At 46.3% G+C, this 23,238-nt stretch carries 24 protein-coding genes; 13 read left to right on the forward strand and 11 right to left on the reverse strand.

The genetic code is table 11. The features are described from left to right. The first annotated feature begins 237 nt into the window (after positions 1 to 237). The 7 genes from KNQ08_RS05815 (at position 238) to KNQ08_RS05845 (ending at position 6,201) form a co-directional block, all read left to right on the forward strand. Positions 238 to 2,553 (forward strand): HAMP domain-containing sensor histidine kinase, encoded by a 2,316-nt coding sequence (locus KNQ08_RS05815; protein ID WP_149427519.1) that lies wholly within the window; start codon positions 238 to 240, stop codon positions 2,551 to 2,553. Further along, on the forward strand, positions 2,543 to 2,848 hold the full coding sequence (locus tag KNQ08_RS05820; RefSeq protein ID WP_133207422.1) for a hypothetical protein: 306 nt from the start codon (positions 2,543 to 2,545) through the stop codon (positions 2,846 to 2,848). The genes KNQ08_RS05815 and KNQ08_RS05820 overlap by 11 nt, the downstream gene beginning before the upstream one ends. Positions 2,849 to 2,860: 12 nt before the next feature. Continuing rightward, positions 2,861 to 3,412, forward strand: a complete 552-nt coding sequence (locus tag KNQ08_RS05825) for a cysteine hydrolase family protein (protein ID WP_149427520.1) — start codon at positions 2,861 to 2,863, stop codon at positions 3,410 to 3,412. A gap of 207 nt (positions 3,413 to 3,619) precedes the next feature. Further along, positions 3,620 to 4,501 (forward strand): manganese catalase, encoded by an 882-nt coding sequence (locus KNQ08_RS05830; protein WP_058264888.1) that lies wholly within the window; start codon positions 3,620 to 3,622, stop codon positions 4,499 to 4,501. A gap of 5 nt (positions 4,502 to 4,506) precedes the next feature. Further along, the gene (locus KNQ08_RS05835) at positions 4,507 to 4,725 is read left to right on the forward strand and encodes a hypothetical protein (RefSeq protein ID WP_055968392.1); all 219 of its coding nucleotides are present in this window, start codon (positions 4,507 to 4,509) and stop codon (positions 4,723 to 4,725) included. Beyond that, the gene (locus KNQ08_RS05840) at positions 4,718 to 5,011 is read left to right on the forward strand and encodes a spore coat protein (RefSeq protein WP_029341888.1); all 294 of its coding nucleotides are present in this window, start codon (positions 4,718 to 4,720) and stop codon (positions 5,009 to 5,011) included. The genes KNQ08_RS05835 and KNQ08_RS05840 overlap by 8 nt, the downstream gene beginning before the upstream one ends. Positions 5,012 to 5,085: 74 nt before the next feature. Further along, positions 5,086 to 6,201, forward strand: a complete 1,116-nt coding sequence (locus tag KNQ08_RS05845; protein ID WP_055968393.1) for a hypothetical protein — start codon at positions 5,086 to 5,088, stop codon at positions 6,199 to 6,201. Between the two features lie 42 nt (positions 6,202 to 6,243). Here the strand turns inward: KNQ08_RS05845 and KNQ08_RS05850 are convergent, their stop codons facing one another. Beyond that, complete coding sequence (locus KNQ08_RS05850) at positions 6,244 to 6,654, reverse strand: thiol-disulfide oxidoreductase DCC family protein (protein WP_432277370.1); 411 nt, start codon at positions 6,652 to 6,654, stop codon at positions 6,244 to 6,246. Positions 6,655 to 6,835: 181 nt separating this feature from the next. On the opposite strand from KNQ08_RS05850, the gene KNQ08_RS05855 reads away from it, so the two are divergent. Beyond that, positions 6,836 to 7,579, forward strand: coding sequence for an SDR family oxidoreductase (locus tag KNQ08_RS05855; RefSeq protein ID WP_055968397.1), 744 nt, complete (start codon positions 6,836 to 6,838; stop codon positions 7,577 to 7,579). A 55-nt stretch (positions 7,580 to 7,634) separates the two neighbouring features. Here the strand turns inward: KNQ08_RS05855 and KNQ08_RS05860 are convergent, their stop codons facing one another. From KNQ08_RS05860 to KNQ08_RS05875, 4 genes are read right to left on the reverse strand one after another with little or no spacing between them, the layout of a single operon-like run. Continuing rightward, positions 7,635 to 8,093, reverse strand: a complete 459-nt coding sequence (locus KNQ08_RS05860) for an NUDIX hydrolase (RefSeq protein WP_214770486.1) — start codon at positions 8,091 to 8,093, stop codon at positions 7,635 to 7,637. Then, the gene (locus KNQ08_RS05865; protein WP_214805084.1) at positions 8,065 to 8,790 is read right to left on the reverse strand and encodes an alpha/beta fold hydrolase; all 726 of its coding nucleotides are present in this window, start codon (positions 8,788 to 8,790) and stop codon (positions 8,065 to 8,067) included. Before KNQ08_RS05865 ends, KNQ08_RS05860 begins: the two co-directional genes overlap by 29 nt. Beyond that, positions 8,780 to 9,193 carry an RDD family protein gene (locus KNQ08_RS05870; protein ID WP_214805085.1) on the reverse strand — a complete coding sequence of 138 codons (414 nt, stop codon included), beginning with the start codon at positions 9,191 to 9,193 and terminating at the stop codon, positions 8,780 to 8,782. Before KNQ08_RS05870 ends, KNQ08_RS05865 begins: the two co-directional genes overlap by 11 nt. 12 nt (positions 9,194 to 9,205) lie before the next feature. Then, entirely contained in the window at positions 9,206 to 9,373 is a 168-nt protein-coding gene (locus KNQ08_RS05875) for a hypothetical protein (protein WP_214805086.1), read from the reverse strand. Between the two features lie 122 nt (positions 9,374 to 9,495). Here KNQ08_RS05875 and KNQ08_RS05880 point away from each other — a divergent pair, with 122 nt between their 5' ends. After that, positions 9,496 to 10,422: a zinc-dependent alcohol dehydrogenase gene (locus tag KNQ08_RS05880; RefSeq protein WP_214805087.1), complete on the forward strand. Its 927-nt coding sequence runs from the start codon at positions 9,496 to 9,498 to the stop codon at positions 10,420 to 10,422. Here KNQ08_RS05880 and KNQ08_RS05885 read toward each other — a convergent pair. Together KNQ08_RS05885 and KNQ08_RS05890 are read right to left on the reverse strand one after the other, a co-directional pair. Beyond that, positions 10,404 to 11,000 carry a hypothetical protein gene (locus tag KNQ08_RS05885; RefSeq protein WP_214805088.1) on the reverse strand — a complete coding sequence of 199 codons (597 nt, stop codon included), beginning with the start codon at positions 10,998 to 11,000 and terminating at the stop codon, positions 10,404 to 10,406. The genes KNQ08_RS05880 and KNQ08_RS05885 overlap by 19 nt on opposite strands. Then, entirely contained in the window at positions 11,001 to 11,732 is a 732-nt protein-coding gene (locus KNQ08_RS05890) for a DUF5694 domain-containing protein (RefSeq protein WP_214805089.1), read from the reverse strand. A gap of 109 nt (positions 11,733 to 11,841) precedes the next feature. Between KNQ08_RS05890 and KNQ08_RS05895 the strand changes: the two genes are divergently transcribed. Beyond that, positions 11,842 to 12,195, forward strand: coding sequence for a hypothetical protein (locus KNQ08_RS05895; protein WP_214746073.1), 354 nt, complete (start codon positions 11,842 to 11,844; stop codon positions 12,193 to 12,195). A gap of 127 nt (positions 12,196 to 12,322) precedes the next feature. Here KNQ08_RS05895 and KNQ08_RS05900 read toward each other — a convergent pair whose 3' ends face one another. After that, positions 12,323 to 13,675: a phenylacetate--CoA ligase family protein gene (locus KNQ08_RS05900; RefSeq protein WP_214805090.1), complete on the reverse strand. Its 1,353-nt coding sequence runs from the start codon at positions 13,673 to 13,675 to the stop codon at positions 12,323 to 12,325. A gap of 172 nt (positions 13,676 to 13,847) precedes the next feature. Between KNQ08_RS05900 and KNQ08_RS05905 the strand changes: the two genes are divergently transcribed. Continuing rightward, positions 13,848 to 14,702: an AraC family transcriptional regulator gene (locus KNQ08_RS05905; protein WP_214805091.1), complete on the forward strand. Its 855-nt coding sequence runs from the start codon at positions 13,848 to 13,850 to the stop codon at positions 14,700 to 14,702. A gap of 55 nt (positions 14,703 to 14,757) precedes the next feature. Here KNQ08_RS05905 and KNQ08_RS05910 read toward each other — a convergent pair whose 3' ends face one another. Together KNQ08_RS05910 and KNQ08_RS05915 are read right to left on the reverse strand one after the other, a co-directional pair. Next, the gene (locus KNQ08_RS05910) at positions 14,758 to 16,107 is read right to left on the reverse strand and encodes a phenylacetate--CoA ligase family protein (RefSeq protein ID WP_214805092.1); all 1,350 of its coding nucleotides are present in this window, start codon (positions 16,105 to 16,107) and stop codon (positions 14,758 to 14,760) included. A gap of 245 nt (positions 16,108 to 16,352) precedes the next feature. Further along, entirely contained in the window at positions 16,353 to 16,742 is a 390-nt protein-coding gene (locus KNQ08_RS05915; protein WP_035397030.1) for a hypothetical protein, read from the reverse strand. Between the two features lie 159 nt (positions 16,743 to 16,901). Between KNQ08_RS05915 and KNQ08_RS05920 the strand changes: the two genes are divergently transcribed. After that, positions 16,902 to 18,326, forward strand: a complete 1,425-nt coding sequence (locus KNQ08_RS05920) for an NAD(P)H-binding protein (RefSeq protein WP_064299730.1) — start codon at positions 16,902 to 16,904, stop codon at positions 18,324 to 18,326. A 120-nt stretch (positions 18,327 to 18,446) separates the two neighbouring features. Then, positions 18,447 to 22,034 carry a dynamin family protein gene (locus KNQ08_RS05925; protein ID WP_214805094.1) on the forward strand — a complete coding sequence of 1,196 codons (3,588 nt, stop codon included), beginning with the start codon at positions 18,447 to 18,449 and terminating at the stop codon, positions 22,032 to 22,034. A 284-nt stretch (positions 22,035 to 22,318) separates the two neighbouring features. On the opposite strand, the gene KNQ08_RS05930 is transcribed toward KNQ08_RS05925, so the two are convergent. Further along, positions 22,319 to 23,227: a LysR family transcriptional regulator gene (locus KNQ08_RS05930; protein ID WP_214723464.1), complete on the reverse strand. Its 909-nt coding sequence runs from the start codon at positions 23,225 to 23,227 to the stop codon at positions 22,319 to 22,321. Positions 23,228 to 23,238: the final 11 nt, after the last annotated feature.

Raw genomic sequence — 23,238 nt, forward strand, 5'->3', positions numbered from 1 at the left:
ATTTTCACAATCAATAGTATGGCTTGAAGTGTCATGTCGAGTGATTTTGCACATATGTATATCGTTTATCTTAAAGGATATGAAGTGTCAAAATCTAGGGATTTTTTCGGAAAAAGGCAAAATGATATTTTAATCGATGAAGCAATTCATGCAGAATGTTTAATGTCTATGATAAGATTTCTTTAAACATGTATTTTTATCGTTTGTTTATATATCTTTTTAGAAAGAGGTCTAGTCATGAAGTGGCTTTCATCAAGTCTGTTCCATCGATTTTATATCCTATTGTTTTCGAATTTCTTGATTTTTGCAAGCATCGGCGTCTTAACATTCTACTTTGCTCAAAAAGAGCTGGAGCAACACCGAACTTCATCACAGAAGATCACATCACAAAAAACGCAAGCTCGCACACTATGGAATGAAGCACAACAAGTCAATCTTCAAGTCCAACAAATCGACTTTAATGATCAAACCGATCTTAAGCAGGTCAATCAGCGGTTGGAACGCTTACAACAACACGTTCAATCATTTAATCAACGTTATTCAGATCCATCAGACGAACGCTTTACGCGTCAACTTGTTCAATTTTCAAGATTTTTAGAACTGGAACTCACCTTACAAGTACTCACGGATAATCAAAAGCTGGTTCAACAATCTGACTCCGCTATCAATGACTACTTTCGATTGATTCATAATGAAGAGCGAAAAGCACAACAATCACTACAACAAAGAACCGTTGAAGTTTTACGCTACGCCTTTGGTGTGATGATCATTGCTTTTTGCCTTCTCAGTTACTTGATTTTAAGACTTGTGCGGTCTTTTCGAACGGACTTACTTGACCTCGTCGATCAAACGAAACACCCTGACCGATTGGAGCAGAACGATTTTCAGAACCGTCACGATGAGATTGGTACACTTGGGCGATCGATGCAACAAATGACAACGTTGCTCGCCTTTGAACACCAGCAAACGCAAGCTGTCAATTCACAACTCCAAGAGTCTTTCTATCAACAAAAAATAATTGAGCGACAACTTCAATTTCAAAACCAGTTAGCTACTCAAATTTTACGTCATCAATCAATGACAGGTCTTCACACGTGGCTACAAGCAATCGGTAGTCATTTTCGGGCGACGCATATCTTTTTTTCACCACAGTCGGAAAGTTTTGAAGCTGTCCATATCGCACTATCAGACGAACCGACTTATGACCAAGAACGGCTAGAGTTAGAAGCCAAGACCGAGCTAGATACATCGATCCATCTAATTGAGGAAGAACAATTGACGTTGTGTGCTCTCCCATTACACAGTCCGTCAAAATTCATCGGTACATTGACGTTACAATTTCATCATCGTTTCACCGAGACTATCGCACTTCAGAAAACGACACATTTATTGAATATCGGGTTGATGCGGTTGCTTGATGACATCCGTATAAAAGATCACCATCAATTAATTCAACGCATTTTAAATGGTCTTCGAGAAGCTATATTGTTCGTCGATGTGACGAACACAAATATCTTTACGAATCACATGTTCCATCAATTGTTCCCGAACTGGTCACCATCTGAAAAACAATCTGAAAACTTAGCATTCGTTATCGAAGCCTTCGAACCGTTGATTCTCGAAACAGATGCGTTGCATGTATATGTCGAACAAATCAAAGCAGGCTTCGAGCATGCATCAATCGTTCCGGCTCAGGATTTCTCAATGCCAGATGATCGTCATGTACGACTTTACACAGAATTTTTGCCCGATCGTCAAGGTATTTTATTTGTTTTTCGTGAACGCACAATTGAAGTCAACCATGCTAAAAAAGAGCAAAACTTCATTTCGGTTTTATCTCATGAGCTACGAACGCCGCTTGCCTCCATTGAAGGGTTTAGCGAACTGATGTTACACCGGACATTGTCTCCTTCAAAGCAGCGCAAATACTTAGAGACCGTGCGAAGTGAGACGCAGCGACTCAGCCAATTATTAACCGAATTCCTAGATTATCAGCGACTTAGTCATCAAAAAGAATCCTATCATTTGGTATCATTTTGTATTGAACGTATGCTCATTGAGTTAACCGAGTGGTTGAACGTTTCGACATCGACGCATCATTTACAAATCCAAACCGACGGACCTTGTCTGATCACGGCTGACCAAGAAAAAATCCGGAGAGTCTTATTAAACATCTTGAATAATGCGATAAAATATTCTCCCGTTGATTCAAATATCCAAGTCTCGCTAGCGTGCTGTGAATCTGAAATCGTCATCACCATTAGCGATGAGGGATATGGTATCCCAACTCAAGATCTTCCCTATCTGTTTGATCCCTATTACCGCGTCGAACAGGCAGACCACCTTCAAGTTCAAGGAACAGGTCTCGGTTTACCGATTTGTAAGGAAATCATTGAGGCACATGGCGGACGTATCACCGTTCATTCAGAAATCGGAAAGGGATCCGACTTTTTTATCCGTTTACCTCGTGATGAAGAGTGGAACACAACCAATAACATGTATAAGAACAGTATGAATAATCTACAACTAGGAAGTGAAGAACGTGGAAGCTGATTTAAATCAAATCGTTCGCTGTTTGAATCAAGATTTTAAACAGCAAAAAACTGTCTTCAGTGCAATGGCATTGAAAGAGACCAACCCCTGCATCGTCTTGATGGAAGATCACCGCAAAAGACTGCTGAATGACGCTTTATATCAATACCCAGATTTCATCGCAGAGTTGGAATCCCTCATCTATCGTTGTTTAATTGATGTCCGGGGAGCCCGTGAATCAGCCTCCCCTTCTGAGATTTTTATCTCTAAAGCCCAGCTCTATTCACCTTATCATTATTTAATCACTTTTTTATGAGAGGAGTCCGCCATGACTGTTCAAGAAAATACAGCATTGTTGATCATCGATGTCATCAATAAGATGGATTTTGAAGGAGCTGAGCAGTTATTGCAACAAACGCTCCCTGTCCTTGAACCACTCTCAAAATTAAAACAACATTGTAAACGTCAAAACATCCCGGTGATTTACGTCAATGACAATTTTGGTCTTTGGCAGGAAAATGTCAATCAAATCATAGATGAGTGCCGCGGTGGTCTTGGAGATGTACTCATCGAGACAATGCACCCAGAAGAGAACGATTACTTCATCATCAAGCCAAAACATTCAGGTTTTTTCGGGACCCAACTTGATATTTTATTAAAGCATTTGGATGTCTCACGTCTTATCATCACCGGTCTAACGACGGATATGTGTATCTTATTTACTGCAAACGATGCCTACATGCGAGAATATGCCATTCATGTTCCTGCAGACTGTACGGCAGCAGAAACCGCCGTTGCAAAAGATCATGCTTTAGAAATTCTCAGTTCGACATTAGCTCTTGATTGCTCCTCAAGTTTAAGCTTGATGGAGGGGGAATGACGATATTGCATTATTTTTTTGAAACGTTTAAAACTGCATACGAAATACTGCCTTGGCACTATCCCAAACTTGTTCATAAATCATTCTTTGATTGAACGTTCACCTCAGCATATCGAAAAATAAGGTAAACAGGTTTGAAAGGAACCGATTAAGGTATATAACATGTGTAAGTCATATATGTTTAAAACTTAAAAGGGGGTTCTTTTCATGTTTCGCCATCAAAAAGAATTACAATTCGAAGTCAAGGTTGATCGACCCGATCCAAAACTCGCTCGGGCCGTGCAAGAGGTACTCGGTGGACAATTCGGTGAGATGACGGTCATGATGCAATATCTTTTCCAAGGCTTCAATTGTCGAGGTGAAGAAAAGTACAAGGATATGCTGATGGATATCGGGACGGAAGAAATCGGGCACGTTGAAATGCTATGTTCCCTCATTTCTCAATTGCTCGACGGGGCGTCACCGGATGATCAGGCAGAAGCTGCCAAAGATCCAGCGACGGCAGCAATTCTCGGGGGTATGAATCCACAGCATCTTTTAGTTAGCGGTCTCGGTGGACTGCCATCAAACGCAAACGGCATTCCGTGGAACGGATCCTATATCGTCGCGAGCGGTAACTTATTGGCAGATATGCGCTCGAACCTACATGCTGAATCACAAGGTCGACTTCAAGTCGCCCGTCTCTATCATATGACGACGGATGAAGGCGTGCGTGCTACATTCCGTAAGATGCTCGCTCGCGATCGTTATCACCAGTATCAATGGATGGCTGCGATCGAAGAGCTGGAAACGAAAAACGGCGTCGTCGTGCCTGCTACTTTCGCACCGGAAGATGAGATGGAAGCGCAACCGCATGCTTATGAGTTCTGGGACCTATCGGAAGGAACAGCTTCAAAAGAAGGTCGCTGGGCTCAAGGGGAAGCACAAGATGGCACCGGTGAATTCGTTCATCTAGAAAACCCTGCACCACAAGGAAATATTCCGAATATGAAGGTACCAGCACACAAACTTCACCACGACCTAGCAGAAAAAACAGGAATGCAAAATGTTAAAGATACTGTCAAACGGATGTTACATGATAAGGAGTGAGACCGATGGCTAAATCACCACTTGCAATCCATGAAACACTCGAAATCCATGAAATCATGACGATGAAACAAGCCTGTCTCGTTAAAGCTGTTGCTGTTCGTTCTTTTGTTAAAGATGAGACGCTTGAAAAATTGATTGCTCAAGACATCAAAGATAGCGAACAAGCATTAAACGATTTACAAAAGCTATTGGCAGATCATGAAGGAGGCGGTTCTCATGAATGAAGCTCTCCAATCCATCAACCGTCCTAGTAAAAAACGCGACGAGTTGATTGCGACAGACTTCTTGATCAGCAGCAAATCACTTGTCCGTGCTTATGCTGTCGCAATTACGGAAACGGCTTCTCCTGATGTGCGGAAAGTCTTGACCGAACAACTGAATAAAGCCATTCAGACTCACGCTGCGATCGCCGGATACATGATTGATCACGATATGTATCACGCGCATGACTTGAAAAAACAATTAAAACACGATCAAGAAAAGCTAGAGGTCGCAAAAGGATTACTATGACGTTTCCCCTTCCCTTCTGATCCTGAAGCGGAAGGGGTTTTCTTTCATAATTCGTGTAAGGAGCGATCAGTCCCATGATTGACATCAATCACATTCAAATCAAACAAAGCGGAGAAACCGTTTGTCTCACCTGGAAAGGAACAAGTAACGTCCGACTCTTCTTAAACGGTATACCTTGTTTCATTCAGAACTCGAATACCTATCAAACGGATGTACTCCCTTTATATGAGCCTTTGTCGTTCGAACTGATTGATTCAGATTCGAAGACACGTATCGTCACGGCTCTTGTTTCAAGTACGGATGATTTGTTCTGGAACCGAAAAGTGACTGTCCTGATTCAACAAAATCATGCTGTCCGACTATTATGGGGTGAAATTCCAGAGGTATCGCATTATTCGATATTTCAAGATAAGCATCGATTAGGTCAAACTACAACACCCGAATGGAAAGGAACGATTGACCCTGAACAGTTTACACGTTTCGAAATCCGGATGTTACGTCCCATTTCTAGAAAATCGATGCCGTTCGCACGTATTATCGAGACGTTCGCCCGCGTTACGAATCAGATAAAACAAGAACAAGACCGAGAACGGGAATTTGAACAATTCGTGCTCTATTTTTCTTTGTACCCGCTATCCGCTTCACATACGAAGGTTTCTTCATACCGATTGCGTGTACTAACGTTCATTGCTCCTCCGATTCTCATGAACCCGAATCCGTTTTCTCCGCATCGTTATTTCGAAGGCGATGCGCGACAATATTCGCCTTTTTCTAAAGAGTATCGTACCTTTACAGAGGTCCTGACATGTAATGGTGAAACCACTCATCAACTATCAAAACAAGCAAATCCTACTCGCTCTTTTGATGCTCGTCATCAGTTATATCGAGAAGATGTCGCTTCGACACAGCAAGTCTATTTATCACATCAATCACCAACTCGATATACGCTTCATCATTCTGTTGGTAATCCGCTCGTCGTCTCACCAAACATCGACTACGAAATAACGGTGACACACCGTTCAAATCTTTGGCGTATCGCAGGAACACACCTCCAATCACCGCATCATGAAGTGTATCTGGATGAGGGAGACGATTGTTTTGAAACAATCCACCAAGCCCATGATTTAGGATTAAGTTTCCTCGGCGATCCATTGCCAAGTTGTCACTGGTTGCATGTGACCAACCAATGAACAGAAAGAAAACCGCGACCGATTCGTCGCGGTTTTTCATCTTTAGTCGTGAAATCGAGCTCGCGTCTCCGGAGACGGTAACGCGCACTGCTGCTTTTGTCCAAACCAGCGATGACGGTTGTTTGCAACGAAATCATAGACGCGATCTCGAAGTGAACGTGGAACAATCTGAAACACACTCAACAGACGCCATCCACCTTTTAAATGACGGGCAATCCGTAACGCTGCATCTGATTTGATATAGGGTACACCCCGGTCAATCACAACGACACTGTCGATCGTTTCCGGAAGATGATGACGACGGACGATTTCTTGTCCTGTTTCCCCTTGCAACGAAGCAAAATCATGATATCCTTTGTCTCGTTTCAAAATGAACTGGACACTCGCGTCACAGAGATTACATTCTCCGTCGAATAAGACGATTGCTTTCATGATCGATTCATCCTTCCCCACCTGTTTAACGAATAATTTCGTACACTTTTTCTTTACCACATTTCAAGTCAAAACATGCATTTAATCAGTATGTTAAATCATGATAACGCTTCCGTTCATTGTCTTTCTTACGCTATACTGTTTTTGTAAACATTTGGAACCATTCATTTATTTGAATGTATCTATGTAAAGGAGCGTACATATGACGAAACGACCGATTGCCATCGTGACCGGTGCCAGTCAGACACGCGACATCGGAGCTGCGATTTGCCGCCAGCTTGCCTCGTCCGGACATGACCTGGTCTTTACTTATTTTAAAGCAACAGCGGATTGGGCGGCTAGTTTTACGACCGAACTCGAAAATCAAGGTGCCCGCGTCCTTGCGATCGAGCTAGATTTAGGTCAAGCAGATGCTGCTGACGATTTATTCAATCAGGTAGAAGACTTTGGAACACCAAGCATCCTGATCAACAACGCTGCCCATTCGACGATGACGGATTGGAAAACACTTGATGCAGCCAGTCTTGATCAACACTATGCCGTCAATCTCCGGGCACCGTTGTTGCTCGCGACACGTTTCACGAAACGATTCGCTGAAGCACATCTAACGTCCGGTCGTATCATTCAACTGACGTCCGGACAAGATCTCGGTCCGATGCCTGACGAGATTGCTTACGCTACGACAAAAGGTGCCTTGTCGACGTTTACGAAGACTTACGCGGCAGCCGTGGCACCGCTTGGCATCACCGTCAATGCGGTCAATCCGGGTCCGACAGACTCGACTTGGATGGATGAAGCAACCCGGACGGCGCTTAAACCTAGTTTTCCGTTCGGGCGAATCGGTGCGCCGGAAGACGTCGCACGATTGATCCAATTCCTCGTCAGTCCTGACGGTGGCTGGGTGACCGGGCAAGTCATCCATTCCGAAGGTGGCTTTGAACGCTGAATATGTCGCATGTAAAAACATCCCTCTGACGTGAAAATCAGAAGGATGTTTTGCATTATCGAAAGACCGGACCCGTTTCCGTCAAAAAATCGTTCCAGGCTGTTTGATGCAGTTCGCTATAGAGTTCTGGCATTTGGTCTCTTTCAAAAAAAGCAACGTCGAGTGATTCATCGGAATCAATCGTCAATTGCCCCCCATTGATTCGGCAAACGAAAAAATGGACGATCGGCTGAGCGACATCCCCGTTCGGATACATCTCTTCGTACTTCGAATAGACACCACTCAAACGTTCGATCCTGACATGAAAACCGGTCTCTTCAAAAATCTCACGCTGTGCGGCTTCAACGAGCGACTCTCCCAGTTCCAGTGCGCCGCCGGGAAAGCCCCATGCTTGTTGCTCCCGCCGTTTTTGAAGAAGAATGCGCCCCTTCTTGTCAAAGACAATCCCACCGGCAAAGTTCAACATCACTTTTTCTTGACCGACCTTAGTGCGAAGAAAACGTATGTAGTCCATCTGTCGCCCCTTGAAGTTTGACGTGCTTCAGCCATGCAATCAGTTGCTTGATCATGGCATCGGTCACGATATGATTGACACCCGGAAAAACGTCTAATACGGTCGTTTTCGCCATACCTGCTTGAACAGCGGTTGCATGATAGAACTGCTGGATCGATAGTGGAATGATGTCATCGGCATCGCCGTGCAGGAGCAACCGCGGACGCTCATCCATCACACTGATTGGATCGAGCTTCCATGGTACATCCTCCTTTTTGATAGCAGGTCGCCCGTCACGAACGCAGAATTGACGTTCTGCTTCAAGATAGGCACCGCTCCCATTGATCGCAACGAGTGCTTTAATCGGCTGACGCGACATGATCCCGTGGGCAATGAACCCACCCATCGAGACGCCGATCGCTATCACGTCTGAAACATGCCAGCCTGATTGTTCGATGATAGCTGTCGCTTCCGTAATCGATTGTTCGACGACCGTCCAAAAATAGGTCGTCGTTACTTCTGAATCAAATGGATGATCAAGCGGATCACGTTGATCATGCCGAAGAAGTTCCGGGATGAAGACATCATACCCTTCTTCAGATAATTGTCGCGCAAACTCTAGATAAGAGACAGCTGTTCCGCCCCAACCATGATAGAGCAGAATGGCTCCTATAGGTTGAGAGGCACGGACACTATGGACATGAAAATCAAGCTTCATTTTTTAGCTTTTCCTGGTTCAAGCGGACGATCGTTCTCGCGAAGTCATCTTCCGGTAATCGTTGTCCGTTCTCAAGAAACGGTTTCCAGTACGGTCGAATCTTAAATAACGAGACCGTATCACGATAGACTGTTCGGCGGACGATTTGTTTTGTCGTCAACGGCAATCCGTTCTCGCTTTCAACCTGGATGCCGCAAATCTGACCACCGATTGTTTTTCCGTTCAACAGTTTTAATTGCGCGACTTCTCCTAGAAAACTGATCGTCGGTTGTGTCACGACAGCGTGAACGACTTCTGACTTCACACGTCGTAACACCGTTTTTTCGATGACGACAGAAAGTCCGAAATAAACAGCTTGGTTGATGATATACGCACCGATTCGTCGTTTTGTCGTTGAATGCATGGATGGTCCTCCTTATACGTTGAAATAAACGACAGCGCCAAGTCCACTGACGGCAATCAAATAAAAGACGATTGCGAGTCGTTTGTTTGCGGCAGAAATATCCTTTCGGGCGAGGATCTTACTATACCGAAACGTCAAAAATGCGAACACGAGCAATGCCAAAATTAATAATGGTGCCATTTGATTCCCCCCTCTTCTTTTTTATTCTACATCATTTCTGGTTTCGAATTGTTATATTTTACAAATAAAGTGGTATATGCTTGATCCATATATAATCAATCCAACAATGAAATGAGGTTTACATGTTGAACACTACAACAATTTGCTGTCTTGTGGAGTCGAAGACGCCTGGTTATCTTGTTCGGGAACTGCCGCCGCTTGGCATCTATGACGTCCACGTCCGCACTCTAGCCGGTGCCATCAGTATCGGTGCCGAACTTCCCCAATGGCTGGAACAAGACATGACCGAAACCAGCTATGACTATCCGCTCGAGACAGGATATGAAAGTTATGGCGAAGTGCTTGCAGTTGGTGACGCCGTCCAAATCGTCAAGCCCGGAGATCGGGTCGTCAGCTTCTATGGTCATCAAGATCAGGCGATCGTTCCTGTATCGAAGGTCATCCCGGTTCCTGCTCATATCTCACCGCGCGAAGCCCTACTGTTGATTCTGTCCTGTGACGCGGCAAAAGGCGTCCGAAAGCTAACATTGACACCCGACACAAGCGTCTTAGTTTCTGGAATGGGTACGATCGGTTTGCTGACGGTACATTACTTACGGCATTACGTCAACGTTCGTCAGATTGATATCCTCGAGCCGCTTACGTCCCGAGCGGAGTTAGCGCGTCAATTAGGTGCACGTGTTGTCACACCGGGTTCAAGTATGTATGACGCCGCCATCGAATGTTCCGGACGCCAAGCGGCCTTTGCCGAGCTTCAGTCCGCTGTCCGTCCTCATGGTGCAATCTGCGTCTTATCGGACGGCAACCGGGAAGCCTTGACGTTGACGCCCGCGTTTCACGCAAAAGAACTTCAGATCGTTGCATCGAGTGACGGCTGGGACTACCGCAAGCATGCAGACTGGCTCTTTTCAGACGAGCGTCACGCGACATTGCCCGCTTTGTTCGAACACGAGACTTCGTTTTCGAAGCTTGCCAGTTGCTTCGCTAGCTTAATGGAAACATCAGATCTCCCAATCAAAGTATTCGTTGATTATGAGCAGACGAGCTGAACACCGTTCGGATCCGTACCTACGAGCGATACGTCGGAAAAGACTGCTTCTTGTAAGACGGTCTTCTCTCCGCGGACGGTTTGGATTTGTGAAATCGGTCGATCGAACAGTTTCGTTAAATCCGCCTCTAATCCTTCGCGCGGTGTCGTTAGAATTAAACGCTCAAGTGTCGTTCCATCAGTATCCGCAATTGCATCTTCATGGACTTGCAATTCAATCCGTAATCCGTATGGTGTCTGCAAGAACGTCCGCCGCTCGTTCGCTTGGACCGTGAACGATAACGTTTCTGCGCGATCAAGAATCGTTTGCACGTCACCAGGCTGAATCAAAAATCCGATGTGATCGAAGCGAACCGTTTTTCCGAATCCGATCGTCACATTGACCGCTCCCCGTTTCATTTCAATGATTCGGAATAAAATTTGATCTGCTCGAAAATCATCCCATGATAGAGGTGGATTGAACGACGAAAATTCTCCGTCTTTCTTCCCGATCCGCTGGGAAACGTGAAATCCGCGTGCCGTGTACCAAGCTTCTGTTTCTTCCAAATGTGGTGTCCAGATATGGTAGTGAAATAGCATTTACATACACTCCTTTTCGTTGTTCCAATCGTTCCACGTCATCACTTCGACTTGGTTCGATTCATTCAAATATTGTCGTAATAACGGGAGGTGCGCAGCACCGTATAAACAGACGATTCGTTCGTTCGTCTGTGCGAGGTGCAGTAAACGATTTGCGATCTTTTGATTACGGACTCGCCAGTAGCGTTCAACCCAAATCCGCCCGCTCTCCAGTCGTTCGATTTGATCATAGATTCTAGCCGACGCTGCAATCGTTTCTTCAGCGTGCAATCGATCGAGCCATTCGGAGAAGGATAACTGCTCCATCGCGTGCTCTAACTGTTGGGTCCGTTTCATCTCAGCCGCGACGATCGTCTCAAAGGCTTCCGGATGATGTGAACGGACGATTCCTAAATCCGGTACGCCGGGTACGATTTCGTTCCAATCGACCCCATGGAGATCTGCTACTCCTGCCATCCGGGCTAAGCGAAAGCCGATTTGTTGCCGTTCATTTTCGGTTAAATCACTTTCGTGTTGATAGGTTTCATATGTATGTTGCAGGTCACTCATGCGTTCAGGTGCCGTCTCAAGGGCAACGCATGTCGGTCGAAATGCGTTCAATCGAGCGACGACTTCTTGGATTTCTCGTTGCCTTCTCTCTGACGCGATATCAAAAATTGCTGGACGAATCATGTCACCATTTGCCGGGCGATCGAGATGGAACATGCCTAACAGTAAAATCTGAGGTTTCATCTATCTCCCTCCTTTTCCTGATTTTACCTTATACTTGGTAAAAGAATCGACTATTACCTATCATGAATTTACGTTACTATTCAACGAATACTCATATAAGGAGGTTCCGATGAAAAAGATATTCGTCATTGTGTTCATTGGATTTTTATTCGGATGCAGTCAAACCGGTACAGAGGACGAAGTTAGTCATGCCATGATCGTCATTGTGAATAACAAAGAGTATAACGGAACAGAAGTTGAATTGGATGCATCTATGCAACAAGGAGAAAAAATGAGCACGATACTAAAGAAAACAAAAGCCTATGAAATGCCCCAAGCGAACAGTCAATCGAATCTTTTTTCAGTCGGCTCCACCATCTATTCTGTTAAAGGAACAGAAGATTTTATCATCGTAAAAGACAAAGAAAATAAAAAATGGCTTTTAAAAAAGGTAAGAGATATCAAAAACAATTTGAATCAATGAGGCACTTTAACACTTTTAACGTGGTACCTCTTTAGAAGTACCAACAGCAGAGATGTTTTGTACTTTTACACGAGGTATGGTGAAAAGTAATAAAAAGTGGACAGATGGCGCCATCTGTCCACTTTTTTTATCCTGTTAAGCTTGATTTAACGAGTAAAATTTTCCCACTTTCCTCTGCATCGATATAAGATACGGCTTGTACATCGAGATGGATATCACGACCGAATAAACGGTACAACCGTTCCATCAGAAGTCGTTCGTCTGATTGACTGAACCGCTCTGCGTCCGGAACGTAGTAGATCGATACGCTATCTGTCGTCATTTGAACATATTGAATACGCTCGATACTGTTTGGCAAATGTTTGACGAGACTCGCCAGTTGCGCTTCAAAAATCTTTTGTCCATCCGGTTTTTGAATGAATGCCCGCCCCCTGCCGTCAATCGATTCGATGATTGGTCCCGGGTGACCACAGGAACAGGTGCGCTGACTGAGCGTCATCCGATCTCCGACCCGGTAGCGAATGAGGGGGGGTCCGTGTGTATCAAAACTCGTCACAAGAATCTCCCCGTCTGTATCGAGTTCGATGATCCCCATCTCATGGTGCAGATGTTTTTGACCAAACCGGCATTCAGAAACGATAGGTGCCCCTTCAGACGATGCATATTGATCAAAGACTGGTCCGTGAAACACTTCTTCGATGACTTGGCGCTCTTCCGCGTCGATCCGTTCTGCCGTCGGGAAAATCGCAACCGGTTGACACGTCAAGCGGATCCCTTCTCGCTTCGCGAACCGCGCGAGCTCAATCATCGCTGACGGAAGACCATCAATCGTTTCTGGTTGAAAACGTTCGATGGCTTCAAGATACGCTGCCATCGTCCGTGGGGATAACCGTTTCACCGTGAACAAGAGTTGATTCGCCGCTCGATTTATCCGCCAGTAGACGTCCACCTGTTGACGCTCGGGTACGAGATCCTGTGCCGTAAAGCTGATTCGTCGCATGCCACGGTAGACACCGTGGGTCGCCTTGAAATAATCCAGATGGGCCATGCGAATTTGCATATCCGGTATCGTATATCGTACTTGCAGTGACGTGCCTGTCGTTCCACCCGTTTTCCCTATGATTGGCGCAGCGACATCTGTTTGAATGTCCTCCATGTGCGTTCGTAATATTTCTTTTGATAGTACAGGAATATGTTTTAGTTCGGATAAGTCCGTTAACGGTAGGCAAATGTCATGTGAAGTGAAGAGCTGACGGTAATAGGGACTGTGTTCAGTACAGAAGCGAAGGAAGTCATTTAAACGATCAAGTTGTTCCGCTTTGACGTCGATCGTCGTATGTTCTCGTTCGAGGAGCATCCGGAACCGTTCTTGATAGACCGGTCCATAACGTTCGCGATGCAATTGATACCCATAGAGGGTTGTGAAGAGGTGCTGGAGAAATAGAGGAGAGCGATTGTAGATCTGCTCTTTGATACCCATGTCATCACGTCCTTTCGCAAGGGAAGTAACGGTTTCGATGTCTCTACGATAGCCGATGTACCTGACAAGAATATGACAAAAATAAGGGAACATGCATCCTGACAAATTACTATCGCCTTGGACAGGTCCGACGATCATCGCTCTATTATACTAAAAACAAGGAGGTGACAAGATGTGGCTCGAATCAATTCAACGCGTCATTGACTATATCGAAGATCATTTAGAAGATTCGCTCGATCTCAACGTTTTGACAAGGGTGGCGCAGATGCAAACGTATCCTTTACAACGGACGTTTTCGTTACTTGCGATGATGACCTTACCGGAATACATTCGGGGGCGACGTCTGACGCTCGCTGCCCAACAATTGACACAGACGGACGAAAAAATCATCGATCTCGCCTTACGTTTTGGTTATGAGACGCCGGAAGCTTTCACAAAAGCTTTCAAACGTCAGCATGGTTGTTCGCCAACGTTGATGCGAAGCGAGCGACGTCCGATTCACGCCTATAACCGCCTGAGCATTCAGGTGACCTTGAAGGGACTGGAGCAAATGGATTACCAACTCATCGAACGACCGGCTTTACAAATTTCAGGATGGCGAAAACATTTCCCGACGCAAGATGGTGCCCAACAACAACTGATTCCGTTGTTTTGGAATGATGTGAATCATTCTGGTCAAGATGCTACCTTGTTTAAACAAAATGACGGTCAGATTGAAGGTGTGATTGGTGTCTGCTCCAATTTCTCCGAAGCATCGATGGATTATTGGATCGCGACGACGACAACGGAAGTTCTGCCCGGTCAGGAAACGATGACGATTCCGGCGAGTCTTTGGGCGACGTTTCCGGTCGTTGGTCCGATGCCGCATGCCATTCAAGAGATGTGGCAGCGTATCTATCAAGAGTGGATCCCATCGCATGGATATGATCCTCTACCTCACGCTGAACTCGAAGTTTATTCGGCAGGCGACCCGTCTGCCGCCGATTATCAATCTGCCATCTGGATTCCGGTGCGGCCACGCGACTGACAGTTTCAGGACATACGAAAAAGCGAGATCATCGGTGACCTCGCCTTTTCATGTGTCATGCATACTGTTGTTTAATCAGTAACGTTTTTCCACTGATTTCTTTCGGAATTTCGGGTACCGCGCGCATGACGACATTCAATTGTCCGTCAAACAGTCGGTCAAGAACGAAAAAGAGTTTCTTCTCATGTTCTTTCTCGAAGCATCGTTCATCCGGAACATATAATAAAACAATCTCATCCCGCGTCTCTTGAATGTATTGCACGCGTTCGATACAGTTCGGGAACGCTCGAACGATTCCCGCAAGTTCGCCTTCAAAGACACGGTGCCCGTTTCTGAGTTGAATGAAGCTTCTCCCCCGTCCGTCGATCGAAGCGATGATCGGACCTTGATGACCACAGGGACACGTTTCCTGACTAAGCGTCATCCGATCGCCAACGCGGTAACGGACAAGTGGTGTACCATGCGTATCGAAGCTCGTCACAAGGATTTCACCGTCCTCATCACGTTCAATGATTCCCATCTCATAATGTAAATGTTTTTTCCCATACGGACATTCGGCGACGATCGGCGCCCCTTCTGACGACGCATACTGATCATAGATTGGCGCATGGAAGACTTCTTCGACGAGCGTTCGTTCTTCTGCCGTCATCATCTCAGCCGTCGGGAAGATTGCTTTGGGACGAAACGTACAGGTCATCCCATATTTTTTAGCATATCGTGCGACTTCGATCATTCCTGAAGGCAAACCATCAATCGATTCCGGCTGAAACCGATTCAGTTGTTCGATGTATGCAGCGGCGGTTTTCGGATTGATGTTTTTGATCGAGAACAACATCTGATTGATGACTTTATTCGTCCGCCAATAAACCGGTGCCTTTTGTTGCGGGGAAGCAAGCGTTTGACCGGTAAAACTTGCACGGCGCATCCCTTGATCGACTCCATGGGTCCACTTGAAGAAGTCAAGATGTGCCATCCGGATTTGCATGTCTTCCTTTGTATAATGCACTTGAATCGATTTACCGGTCGTACCGCCCGTTTTTCCGAGAATCGGGGCATGGACGTGCGCATGGACGTCCTCATTTTGTTGGCGTAAGATTTCTTTCGTCAAAGGGGGAATCTGTTTTAGTTCGTCAATCGATTTTAGCGGGAGCTCTAGTGCAATGGTAGAAAACAATTCCTGATAGTATGGACTATGTGTTTGGCAAAAAGAAAGGAAGTCGTTTAATCGATGCAATTGTTCTGCTCGAACGTCATGCGGTCGTCCTAACTTCTGTTTCAGTTTTTGTAAACGTTGCTGATAGGCGGGACCGTATCGTTCATGGAACAGGCGACGTCCTTGTAAAGTCGTCAACAAGTTTTGGATGAAAATCGGTGAGTGAAAGTAGATCGATTCTTTGAGCTGCATGATGTCACTCCTTCCATAGTTAGACCACCTTTTACTGATACTTTCATCTTATTTCCAGTCGCCGCCCATCTCAATTAGTTCTTCGTGAATAAACTTAGCTTTTATTTTCATGGCGATTTATTTTAATGAACTCTGATTCACGAACATCTTCTTACCGATTCTTGAACTTACAACTTTTCTTCCCTCACAAAAAATCCGATTGATGAAGAGGAGTTTCTTCATCAATCGGATTCATACGAGTGGCATTACGATTTCGCACCTTTTTGTAGCATCTGACATCCGTATGCCCGCAATTTAATCGCTTCGAGTACGAGCGACATCTGTTGCTCATCCAATCGTTCAATCAGCTCGATGATCGTGATCGTCGTTCGTCCATTATACAATTGGACGATCAAGTGGATGATTGCTTCTAACGCTGGACTCGGATAGGGTTCAGCCAGAAATTCACGATCAAAAAACTCACCACTATCCGGAAAGAAGTAATCCGAGAACCGTTCGAGCACTTCTGGCTGTCCTGTCGCAAGGTACAGCATCGAGACCATCGCTGCATCTTCTCGTTGTTTCGGCTTTAATCGTCTCCACAACAGATCGAATCGTCGTTCATGTCCCTCTTGCATGAATTGTATCGTCTGCATGGTTGAAGCCCCCTTTGTTTTCATACTTCCTGTTGGTTCTTTTCCATATGTTACTATTCCCTATTCCATTCAACTGAATCGTCTCAGCATATCCTCTTGCGATTGAACCGACTCGATTGGGGGTACATTACAACAGATATAAGAGAGGAGTTTACATCCATGCCAACGCGCCTAGCTTTAGCCGGAGCCACCGGATACATTGGTCACAATTTACTGAACGAACTAAAGAAAAAATATGACGTCATCGCCCTTTCACGAAATGGTGACGACAAGGACAATGAGGAACGCGTCGAATGGCGATCGTGCGACCTCTTTTCTCTAGACGATACGATCGCTGGTATGAAAGGAGCAGACATCGCTGTCTATCTCGTCCATTCGATGATGCCATCTGCTAAATTGACACAAGGATCGTTTGAGAATATGGACTTATTGTTAGCCGATAACTTCGCCCGTGCCGCAAAAGAAAACGGCATCCGGCAAATCATCTACTTAAGTGGTATCATCCCCGAGGAAACAGAAAATCTATCGCGTCACTTAAAGAGTCGACTTGAAGTCGAACGCGTTCTCGGTGCGTACGGAACACCGGTGACGACGATCCGTGCTGCGTTAATCGTTGGTCCTAAAGGTTCATCGTTCCCAATCTTATCGAAACTCGTCAAACGCTTACCCGTCATGGCACTCCCACGATGGACACGTAACAAGACCCATCCTGTCGCCTTACCCGACGTCATTCATGCCCTTGGTGAAAGTGTCGATCGCGATGACGTCAAAGACCGGGCCATCGATATCGGTGGACCGGAAGCGATGACCTATAAGGAGATGATCCTTAAAACAGCCGACATCATGGGTAAACGACAACCGACGATCGATATTCCTTTATTGACCGTTAAATTATCGCGCCTTTGGGTGACGCTCGTGTCCGGAGAACCAAAAGAAACCGTCTATCCACTCGTTGAAAGCATGGTCCATGAGATGGTTGCGGATCCAGAAAAAATGGTTCCCGGCATCAGTGACGGCAAAATCACATTCGAACAATCAGTCCGAGATGCATTAAAAGAGGAGGAGGAACAAAAAGGATCTTCTTCCTCGTCGTCTTCGACACCAGACGTCCTTGACGTCCGATCGGTACAACGTGTTCTTTTGCCAAAGGATCGCGATGCCGACTGGGCAGCTGACGATTATATGAACTGGTTGTCATCATTTGCCCGCCCTTTCCTATCGTCAACTGTGAAAGATCAAGTCGTTGGAATCCACATTCCGTTTTACGAACAACCGCTGCTTGAATTGACGAAGGAACCGGTTCACGATCGACAAATGGCGACATACCGGATTACCGGCGGATTGTTCGCAAAAGTCGAGCAAGATAGCCGTGGTCGGATTGAATTCCGGCAAATTCCCGGTACGCAAGAATGTATCATCGCCATCCATGAATTCGTCCCTGCGCTACCGTGGATACTCTACAAGGCAACACAGGCGAATGTTCACCTGCTCGTCATGTATCTCTTCAAATTACACTTGTTGCGCCGGATTCATTCGACGGAACAAGAATCGACACGTGCGGACGAAATCGTTCCGTCGTCTTGAACCTAATTAAAACAATCTGCCTCTTACTGGGCGGATTGTTTTTGTCGTTTGCGGAAGGATGACGAAACGGAAAAAATCGTGATACACTGGACGATGACTGAAAGAAAGGGGTTTCATTGCATGCGCTCATTTGAGGAACGATTATCGAACCAACTCGAGGCGACGGCTTCACTCGCCACATTGATTCAACCTTCAACGGATCAACTCCGTTTAGATAAACTAGATAAATTTGCTAGCAAACTATTAAAACGAGAGTTCACGATTGCGTTTGCTGGTCACTTTTCAGCTGGAAAGTCGAGCATGATCAACGCCTTGACGGGTGAATCGGTCTTACCGACGAGTCCGATTCCGACGAGTGCAAACATCGTGACACTTCAGCAAGGTGAGATGGATTCAGCAATCGTTCACTTTCATGAACAGCCGTCTGTTCGTCTGACTGCAAAAGAGCAAGAGAAGCATCTTCAATCGCTTGGGAAAAGTGGTGATGTCCAACAAATCGATTTGACGCATGCCGCGTCCGCGCTGCCTCCTGGTCTCGTCTTAATGGATACGCCAGGCGTCGACTCGGTCGATGATGCCCACCGTGTATCAACGGAGTCTGCCCTTCACTTGGCTGACATCTTGTTTTACGTCATGGACTACAATCATGTTCAATCCGAATTGAACTTCATGGTGACGGATGAATTACAAGCTGCCGTACCGGAATTATATTTAATCGTCAATCAAATCGATAAACATCGTAACGATGAACTATCATTCGACGCCTTCCGCCGCTCGGTTCATGCGTCCTTCGCTGAACACGGTGTCGTACCGAAAGGAATCTTCTTTACGAGCCTACGGGACCCAGCCCATCCGCATAACGATTTCACGGAAGTCGAACAGCTCGTCAAACAAAGCATTCGCGACGCTCAACCGAAGTTGTTGACTTCTGCCGCTTTGACACTCGAAAGTCTTCACCAGGAGCATACACGTTATCTCACACGTCTCGTCTCAGAAACAAACGAGACGATGGCTGAGCAATTGAATGACGCTGAACGACGGAATCCGGCGAAAATCGAAACCGAATTAGCACGTGTCTCGCAACAGTTAGAAGCACGTCAACCGGACCGCTGGGTACAGACGTTTTCGCTTCATCGGGATCAACTTTTGAAAAATGCGACATTGATGCCGTTCGAATTACGCGAGAAGATGCGCCGTTTCCTCGAGTCACGTCAGCGTGATTTCAAGGTTGGATTATTCCGTAGCGCGAAAAAAACGGAAGCGGCTCAAGCAGAGATCGCACAAGACGTGCTCCGTGCCTATCAGACAGTGACTGCTTCCGAAATTTCGCTTCATTTACGTAACTTGATGAAACAATCGTTACGTGACCTTGGTCTCCTGCAGGATACGCATATCGTCGCAATCGATCAGCTCTCACTTGACCCACCGCTTTCCGTACTCGAGAGTGCCTTGCCAACCGGTATTACGATCACAGGTGAATCAGTGCTCCAGTTCACGAATCGTGTCGCCGAACAGACACAAGCGTGGTTCGTCAAGGAAACGAACGCATGGCGTGAGCTTATTCGTCAAGAGTTGACGGCAACTTTCCCGAAAGAACAAGCTGAGCTATTGCAGCAACAGACGTTACTACAGCATAAATGGACTAGCGTTCAAGCATGGCAACAGGCTACCGTAGCACTCGAACGATATGAGCATGGCGTTGCTAGTCCATCCGACCAACAACTCGAACAGGCTCGGACGCAAGTTTCAATCTGGGAGGAGCAATTGATTCAGCAAGAAGCGGCGATCGTCTCCTTTACCGGGTACGAATCGGTGATAGAAACTACTGCGTTTGAAGTTGCGACGACGATCAGTGAGCAACAAGCCGTCCGTTATGCACCTGAAGACGTCGCTCGAATCCGTCAGCATCTGAATGGTCTTCAAGGTTTTGAAGATGCCGTCGCTTATTTGAATGACAAATTGGACCGACTGACACACCAATCCTTCACGATTGCCTTATTCGGTGCCTTCAGTGCCGGAAAATCATCGTTTTGCAATGCCTTACTCGGAGATAAGGTTCTCCCGGTCTCTCCGAATCCGACGACAGCATCAATCAACCGGATTCACCCTGTTGACGCTGCACACCCGCACGGCGTGGCAGAAGTCACGTTCAAGTCGGAAGCAGCGATGCTTGAGGAATTAAATGAAGCAATGGTCGAAACAATGACGTTCGAGTCAACGAAACAGGCATACGATACGCTCTTATCACGTGCCGCGTCACTGACGGACCCGTTCTTGCGTGCTTTCTTGAAAGGATTCCCTACCGTTCAATCCTTCATCGGTACCGCTCAGACAGTCGATCAAGACGCTTTTAAACAGTATGTCGCGCAGGAAGAACGAAGCTGTTTCGTAGATGTCATCGATTTCTATTACGATAGTCCGTTAACACGTCTCGGCGTGACGCTCGTCGATACGCCAGGAGCAGATTCAATCAATGCCCGTCATACTGATGTCGCTTTTGATTACATCAAGAACGCGGATGCCATCTTATTCGTCACGTACTTCAATCATGCCTTTGCCCGCGCTGACCGTGAATTCTTGATTCAACTCGGTCGTGTCAAAGACGCATTCGAACTCGATAAGATGTTCTTCCTTGTCAACGCGATTGATCTCGCTGCGTCAGATAGCGAACGTCAAGATGTCTTGAACTATGTCGCGACGGAATTGCAACGCTTCGGGATTCGATCGCCTCGACTGTATGGAGTCTCGAGCTTACAAGGACTCACGGAAAAGCAACAAGAGCGATCAGATTCAACTTCCGGTTTACCTGAATTCGAGGAGGCATTCCATCACTTCCTAGCGGAGGATCTGACCGGTCTCGCCAAAGTATCGTTGTCTGAGCAGACGGAAAAGACCGTCCAGCGACTCGAACGATTTATCGCTGCGACTGAAGCGAATCTGTTGCGAAAAGAAGAACGGTTGGCTGAGCTGTCTGCTTTAGAACAGCAGGTCACGGATCGTTTCGAAGACAATCGCGCCGCTTTGATCGAACCTGCACTCAAAGCAGAGATCCATGAGCTATTGCATCATGTCGTACAACGCATTTATTACCGTTTCCCTGACTTTTTCAAGGAAGCCTATAATCCTGTTCGTTTTGCTCAAACTGGCAAAGGAGCGGCGTTACAGGATGCATTAACGGAACTGTTGACGTTTCTTCGGTTCGATTTTGAACAAGAGCTCCGGGTCACGCATTTCCGTGTCGATCAATGGCTCGAATCGGCCTTGATCCGGCGTCAACAAGAGGAGCAACAGTTGCTAGAGCAATGGAACGAATCCTTCCAACTCGCACCTGTCACGGTCTCTCGATTAAACGAAATGACGTTCGACGGACCCTTCGAAGATGCAACGCCTTATGTCGGCGTCAAACGCCACTTCCGGAATGCGAAAGCTTTCTTTGAGAAAAATGAGAAGGAGCAGTTGAAGGAGGAGCTTGCGACATTAACTAAGCAAGAAGCACTCGCGTATACTGCCACTCAAGAAGAACGCTTGCTTGCAGTCGCGTCGGCACATCTGGACGCTTCTTTGACAGCCGTTTCAGAGCACCTATTACGCCAAACACTCGAGCAACTTGAGAGTGAACGCGCGACGTTACAGGCACAAGAGACGCTGACTCCTTATAAACAAGCAGCAAAGCAGATTCGTAGTCTGACGCCACACGTCACTTCTTGAAACACGATCGCTCCAACGTAAAAGAGGCTGACCCAACAGTCAGTCTCTACAAAGATAAGGGTGGCAGATCATAATTCTGCCACCCTTATCCCGTAAAAATAGAATGACCCGTCATACGCCACTCCTACAGGAAAAGCGCATTTTTGCGCTGTCAGAGACAAACAAGACCCGTTTTCATGCTGGAATGAAGCAGGAAAACGGGCTTGTGTCTCGCCTGAGGAAAGGGCGTGAATAGACGAGTCATTCTTTTTTTTGAGTCAGTCCCCTTTTTGATTGCCTTCTCGTCAACGCGATGGCGTTGGCCAGTACGACTGAAAATAGTGGACGATGTATTGGTGGACGTGCCGGATGACAGGACGTAATTCCGTCCCAACGAGTCGGTTCAATGAGACATCCCATAACATCGGTGGGTCGAACGGGATGATTTTAATGTCATCCGCATGGTGAAACCGTAGTATCGGCTCCGGTAGGATCGAGATGACGTCAAGTTCTTGGACCATCCCGATCAACAAGTCCCATGCCCCTGACATGAAGAAGATATTCGGCTCTTGCTGCACTTTACGAAACTCCGATAATATTTGATGATGTAACATGAATCGGTCGTTCAAGATGACGAGTGGTTCATTTCCGATATCACGATAGGATAGCGCTTCTTTTGCTTGAAACGGGTGATTCGGACGAACGGCGACGACGACCTCATCTTCAATCAATCGAAAACGTTCGATGCCATAGGATTCACCCGGTTCGATCAAGATGGCCAAGTCGAGTTCTTCAAGTAACAGTCGACGTTTGAGTTCAAACGCCCCCTCCTCGATGATTTCGAGTTCGATGCCAGGGTGTTCCGCCATGAACTTCGGAATCAACTGCGAAAATAAGACAGGGAGGATGACGGGTGGGATACCGAGACGGACTTTTCCTCGGACGACGTTCGAGCGTTCACGCAGATGCCCCATCAATGCTTGATGACGTGTCAGAACGATCTTCGCATCCTCATACAATTGACGTCCCGTTTCCGATAACCCTGTCAACCGTCCGTGCTTTCGAATGAACAGTTCCACTTGCTCCAGCTGCTCGAAGTCGCGGATCATCTGACTAAGCGCCGGTTGCGAGATTGACAAGTGCTTCGAAGCACGCGTTAAGTTATAGCCTTGCTCAACGATTGTCGTAAAAAAAAGTAACTGTCGAATATCCACTTACATCTCCC

The sequence above is a fragment of the Exiguobacterium sp. s46 genome (genome assembly GCF_018618875.1).
Lineage (GTDB): Bacteria > Bacillota > Bacilli > Exiguobacteriales > Exiguobacteriaceae > Exiguobacterium_A > Exiguobacterium_A abrahamii.

Coding starts and splice junctions, on each gene's coding strand:
- KNQ08_RS05815 (WP_149427519.1), top strand. CDS start 238: ATGAAGTGGCTTTCATCAAGTCTGTTCCATCGATTTTATATCCTATTG.
- KNQ08_RS05825 (WP_149427520.1), top strand. CDS start 2,861: ATGACTGTTCAAGAAAATACAGCATTGTTGATCATCGATGTCATCAAT.
- KNQ08_RS05830 (WP_058264888.1), top strand. CDS start 3,620: ATGTTTCGCCATCAAAAAGAATTACAATTCGAAGTCAAGGTTGATCGA.
- KNQ08_RS05835 (WP_055968392.1), top strand. CDS start 4,507: ATGGCTAAATCACCACTTGCAATCCATGAAACACTCGAAATCCATGAA.
- KNQ08_RS05840 (WP_029341888.1), top strand. CDS start 4,718: ATGAATGAAGCTCTCCAATCCATCAACCGTCCTAGTAAAAAACGCGAC.
- KNQ08_RS05845 (WP_055968393.1), top strand. CDS start 5,086: ATGATTGACATCAATCACATTCAAATCAAACAAAGCGGAGAAACCGTT.
- KNQ08_RS05855 (WP_055968397.1), top strand. CDS start 6,836: ATGACGAAACGACCGATTGCCATCGTGACCGGTGCCAGTCAGACACGC.
- KNQ08_RS05860 (WP_214770486.1), bottom strand. CDS start 8,093: ATGGACTACATACGTTTTCTTCGCACTAAGGTCGGTCAAGAAAAAGTG.
- KNQ08_RS05865 (WP_214805084.1), bottom strand. CDS start 8,790: ATGAAGCTTGATTTTCATGTCCATAGTGTCCGTGCCTCTCAACCTATA.
- KNQ08_RS05870 (WP_214805085.1), bottom strand. CDS start 9,193: ATGCATTCAACGACAAAACGACGAATCGGTGCGTATATCATCAACCAA.
- KNQ08_RS05875 (WP_214805086.1), bottom strand. CDS start 9,373: ATGGCACCATTATTAATTTTGGCATTGCTCGTGTTCGCATTTTTGACG.
- KNQ08_RS05880 (WP_214805087.1), top strand. CDS start 9,496: ATGTTGAACACTACAACAATTTGCTGTCTTGTGGAGTCGAAGACGCCT.
- KNQ08_RS05885 (WP_214805088.1), bottom strand. CDS start 11,000: ATGCTATTTCACTACCATATCTGGACACCACATTTGGAAGAAACAGAA.
- KNQ08_RS05890 (WP_214805089.1), bottom strand. CDS start 11,732: ATGAAACCTCAGATTTTACTGTTAGGCATGTTCCATCTCGATCGCCCG.
- KNQ08_RS05895 (WP_214746073.1), top strand. CDS start 11,842: ATGAAAAAGATATTCGTCATTGTGTTCATTGGATTTTTATTCGGATGC.
- KNQ08_RS05900 (WP_214805090.1), bottom strand. CDS start 13,675: ATGGGTATCAAAGAGCAGATCTACAATCGCTCTCCTCTATTTCTCCAG.
- KNQ08_RS05905 (WP_214805091.1), top strand. CDS start 13,848: ATGTGGCTCGAATCAATTCAACGCGTCATTGACTATATCGAAGATCAT.
- KNQ08_RS05910 (WP_214805092.1), bottom strand. CDS start 16,107: ATGCAGCTCAAAGAATCGATCTACTTTCACTCACCGATTTTCATCCAA.
- KNQ08_RS05915 (WP_035397030.1), bottom strand. CDS start 16,742: ATGCAGACGATACAATTCATGCAAGAGGGACATGAACGACGATTCGAT.
- KNQ08_RS05920 (WP_064299730.1), top strand. CDS start 16,902: ATGCCAACGCGCCTAGCTTTAGCCGGAGCCACCGGATACATTGGTCAC.
- KNQ08_RS05925 (WP_214805094.1), top strand. CDS start 18,447: ATGCGCTCATTTGAGGAACGATTATCGAACCAACTCGAGGCGACGGCT.